Raw genomic sequence first — 4547 nt, 5'->3', positions numbered from 1 at the left:
ACTGGTATGCGGGGGGCGGCGTCTTCTTCGGCCGAGCAGTCGCCAAGACCCACGACAGCACCCCCCCCCTGCCCCTCCCGGCCGTGCCCTCCCCCCCGCCCCGCCGGCCCCGCCGGGCCGCCTTCAGCCGACGGCCACCGCCGCGAGCACGTCCGCCACGATGGCCGCGCCGTTCAGCGTCAGCACCGACTCCGGGTGGAACTGCACCCCCGCGAACCCCGCCCCGCGCAGCGCGTGCACATCGCCGCTCGCCGCGTCCCGGCTCAGCTCGACGCGGTGCATCGCCAGCTCCACCTCGGCCCGGTCGGTGCAGCGCGCCGTGAACGTGTTGTAGAAGCCGACCGTCTCCGCCCGGCCGAAGTAGTCGATCCGCTCCTGAGCCCCCTGGTACGGCACCGCCTTGCGCGCGATCTCCAGCCCCAGCTCCGCCGCGATCAGCTCATGGCCCAGGCACACCCCCAGCACCCCGTGCCGGTGCCCGCGCAGCAACTCCGCGGTGAGCGGGCGCAGGAAGCGCATCTTCGCGTCGGCGGTGTCCGACGGGTCGCCCGGGCCGGGCCCCAGCACCACCGGCCCCTCGTGCGCCAGCGCCGCCGCCCGCACCCCCGGCTCGTCATAGCGCCGCACGGTCACCTGGAACCCCGAGGACCGCAGCAGATGCGCGAGCATCGCGGTGAAGGTGTCCTCGGCGTCGATCACCAGCGCGTGCCCGGCCGGCCCGCCGTCCCGTTCGAGCGTCTGCATCCGCAGCCAGAACGGCGCGAGGTCGCCGCGCCGGGCGTCCAGGGCGGCCCGTACCCGAGGATCGTCCGCCAGCCGCGCCGCCGGCGCCGCGGTGCCGCGTACGGGCGCCGGCCGCACCCCGAGCGCCGCCAGCACCCCCGCGGCCTTGGCGTGCGTCTCGGCGACCTCGGCGCGCGGGTCGGAGCGGCGTACGAGCGTGGCGCCCACCGACACCTTCAGCGCGCCGTGCCGGTCGATGTCCGCGGTCCGGATCAGGATCGGCGAGTCCAGCGTCTGCGCGCCGCCCGGGTCCCGGCCGATGAGGGCCAGCGCCCCGGCGTAGTAGCCGCGCCCGTGGCGCTCGTGCCGCTGGATGACCCGGCAGGCGTTCTGCACGGGCGAGCCGGTGACGGTCGCCGCGAACATCGTCTCCCGCAGCACGTCCCGCACGTCCCGCGAGGTCCGCCCCCGCAACTCGTACTCGGTGTGCGCGAGGTGGGCCATCTCCTTGAGCCGCGGCCCGACTACGACGCCGCCCATGTCGCCGACGGTGCACATCATCTTCAGCTCCTCGTCCACGACCATCGACAGCTCCTCCACCTCCTTGCGGTCGTGCAGGAACGCCAGCAGCCCGTCGCCGTCGGGGCCTTCGGACGGGTAGCGGTAGGTGCCGCTGATCGGGTTCATCACGACGGTCCCGCCGGACATCCGCACATGCACCTCGGGGCTGGCGCCCACCAGCGTCCGCTCCGGGGTGTGCACGACGTAGGTCCAGTAGGCGCCGCGCTCGCCGGCCAGCAGCCGCCGGAAGAGGGCGAGCGCGTCGGCGGCGGAGAAGCCGTCGATCCGGCCGTCGAAGGTGCGCCGGATGACGAAGTTGGCGCCCTCGCCCGTCCCGATCTCGTCCTCGACGACCCGCTCGACGATCCGCGCGTACTCCTCGTCGCTCACGTCGAACCGCCCGTCCTCGACCCGTACCCCGTGCGCGGGCAGGGCGGCCAGGGCGTCGGCGAGCGGCAGTTCGTGGGACTCCTCGGGGAGCAGTACCGACAGCGGTGTCCCGTCGTCGCGCACGTCGAAGCCCCGCTCGCGGATCTGCCGGAACGGCACCAGCGCGAGTGCGTCGTGCACCGGGCCGCCCGCGCCGGGCGCCCCGGCGGGCAGGGGGATGTCCGTCAGGCGTTCGGCCTCGACGACCGGCCCGAGGAGGAGTTCGACGGAGTCGTCGGCGCGGCCCGGTGTGCGGCGGTGCAGCAGGGCGAACGGCGGGCAGTCGTCGCCGGTCAGCCGTTCCACGAGAGCGGCGGTGTCGCGATGCATGGCGGGGTTCCTTCTGTCTGAGGAGGAACGGCCGTGGAACGCACGGAAGGCCGCCCCTCGGGCGGCCTTCGCGAAGTCGTGGTGTGCGCGCGATCAGTGGGCCGCCGAGTGAGCGGTCCACCACCAAGCCTGGTTCGAATGCGTCAGCATCGAGTGCGCGAACATGCCAGGCACCCTACCCGACGGGCCGGCCCGGAGCGCGGTGTCCGGGCCGGCCGTCCGCGGCGGGGCCGGTCAGTTCCAGGGGTTGGCCGGCTGGTCATTGATCGCTGTCCAGAACCGGGTGTTCTTCGGCAGATTGCCGTAGGCCCAGAAGGCCCAGCCGCCCGAGTACTGGAGATCGGGGCCGTAGCGGCCGTCATGGAACTCGGCCATCCGCCAGCCCGCGCCGAAGGCCGCCGCGCACACGCTGTCGGCGGCGGCGCGGCTGTTGAGTCGGGAGCCCTTGACGGGCTGGCTCGCCGCGACGGTGCCCTGTGCCCAGCCCCCGTAGAAGTCCGGGGTCAGCCCGTCCGGCACCGGGCTGCCGTCGACTCTCAGGCAGAGCACCGGCAGCAGGGCGGTGGCCGGGGTGTCGCCCTTGTACGGGTCGCTCGGTGTACCGCCGGGGCCGCCGACCATGACGCTGCCGTCGGGCCCGGCGGCGATCCGCGCCCAGGTCACCCCCGGGTGGGTGGCCGGCGGCGCGGCCTCGGCGGGGGCGGCGGACAGCGACAGCAGCACGGCGGCGGCCGCGGCGGCGGTCAGGGCGGTGGACCTGCGGAAGATCTTCACGGTCACTCCCTCGGGAGACGGCGGCCCCGGCCGCGGCGCGGCCGGGGCGGGGAAGAGACTTACAGATCCGGTCACGCCCTGCCCACAACCTCTTCACGGAACGGTCATAACCGGCCATGGGTCGGGCTTCCGCGCACCCGGCCCCCGGAGGCGGAGGGCGGGCCGGGCGCGTACGGCGTGTCGGCCGTCTCATCTTCCGGGCGCGGGGATAACGCACCGCTCCGACCACGTAACCTGTGGCGGGTGACCGTGAACGCTGAAACCCACGCCGGTGGCAACACCTGGCGCTCCCTTCCCGCGGCGCAGCAGCCTGACTGGCCGGACCAAGAGGCTCTGCGCGATGTGATCGCGGAGCTTGAGTCCTATCCGCCACTCGTCTTCGCGGGCGAGTGCGACCAGCTGCGCCAGCGCCTGGGAGCCGTCGCCCGTGGCGAGGCGTTCCTGCTCCAGGGCGGCGACTGCGCCGAGGCGTTCGACGCCGTCGGCGCCGACCAGATCCGCAACAAGCTCAAGACGCTGCTCCAGATGGGCGCCGTGCTGACCTACGCCGGGTCGGTGCCGGTGGTCAAGGTCGGCCGGATCGCGGGCCAGTACAGCAAGCCCCGCTCGAAGCCGACCGAGACCCGCGACGGGGTGACCCTGCCGACGTACCGCGGCGACTCCGTCAACGGCTTCGAGTTCACCGAGGCGGAGCGCATCCCGGACCCGCAGCGGCTCAAGCGGATGTACCACGCCTCCGCCGCGACGCTGAACCTCGTACGGGCCTTCACCACCGGCGGCTACGCGGACCTGCGCCAGGTGCACGCCTGGAACCAGGACTTCGTGAAGTCCTCGCCCTCCGGGCAGCGTTACGAGGCGCTCGCCCGCGAGATCGACCGGGCGATGAACTTCATGAACGCCTGCGGGGTGGACCCGGAGGAGTTCAAGACCGTCGAGTTCTACGCCTCGCACGAGGCGCTCGTCCTCGACTACGAGTCCGCGCTGACCCGCGTCGACTCGCGGACCGGCGACCTCTACGACGTGTCGGGCCACATGGTCTGGATCGGTGAGCGCACCCGCCAGCTGGACGGCGCGCACCTGGAGTTCGCCTCCAAGATCCGCAACCCCATCGGCGTCAAGCTCGGCCCGACGACCACCCCGGAAGAGGCGCTGACCCTCATCGAGCGGCTCGACCCGGAGCGCGAGCCGGGCCGGCTCACCTTCATCACCAGGATGGGGGCGGACAAGGTCCGCGACCGGCTGCCGACCCTGGTGGAGAAGGTCACGGCGTCCGGCGCGCAGGTCGCGTGGATCTGCGACCCGATGCACGGCAACACGTTCGAGGCGGCCTCGGGCCACAAGACCCGCCGCTTCGACGACGTGCTGGACGAGGTCAAGGGCTTCTTCGAGGTGCACAAGGGCCTGGGCACCCACCCGGGCGGCATCCACGTCGAGCTGACCGGCGACGATGTCACGGAGTGCGTGGGCGGCGGCGACGAGATCTTCGTCGACGACCTGCACCAGCGCTACGAGACGGCCTGCGACCCGCGGCTCAACCGCAGCCAGTCGCTGGACCTGGCGTTCCTCGTCGCGGAGATGTACCGGGACCAGTAGACATCCGAATGACGGACGGTGGGGGGGGGGGGGGGGGGGGGGGGCCCCCCCCTGGTTGTCGCGGACCGCTCAAACCAGTAAAGGGAAGGGGACCCCACAACACCACCCTAGGTGGTGGACAGCGGGTTACCCTCATC

3 protein-coding genes are annotated in these 4547 nt (G+C 73.0%); 1 reads left to right on the top strand and 2 read right to left on the bottom strand.

The features are described from left to right. Window positions 1-123: 123 nt before the first annotated feature. Window positions 124-2043 (bottom strand): anthranilate synthase family protein, encoded by a 1920-nt coding sequence (locus tag AC07AB_RS40100; protein ID WP_478577641.1) that lies wholly within the window; start codon window positions 2041-2043, stop codon window positions 124-126. A 234-nt stretch (window positions 2044-2277) separates the two neighbouring features. Continuing rightward, window positions 2278-2817: a hypothetical protein gene (locus AC07AB_RS40095; protein WP_478577639.1), complete on the bottom strand. Its 540-nt coding sequence runs from the start codon at window positions 2815-2817 to the stop codon at window positions 2278-2280. 243 nt (window positions 2818-3060) lie between these two features. On the opposite strand from AC07AB_RS40095, the gene AC07AB_RS40090 reads away from it, so the two are divergent. Next, entirely contained in the window at window positions 3061-4410 is a 1350-nt protein-coding gene (locus tag AC07AB_RS40090; RefSeq protein WP_478577636.1) for a class II 3-deoxy-7-phosphoheptulonate synthase, read from the top strand. Window positions 4411-4547: the final 137 nt, after the last annotated feature.

This window comes from Streptomyces sp. NPDC044033, assembly GCF_056434425.1.
Note: the sequence above shows the minus strand (reverse complement) of the source record. Positions and strands in the feature narration are given on the sequence as shown.

Excerpts from the sequence above, each read along its gene's own strand:
- AC07AB_RS40100 (WP_478577641.1), bottom strand. The coding sequence starts at position 2,043 with ATGCATCGCGACACCGCCGCTCTCGTGGAACGGCTGACCGGCGACGAC.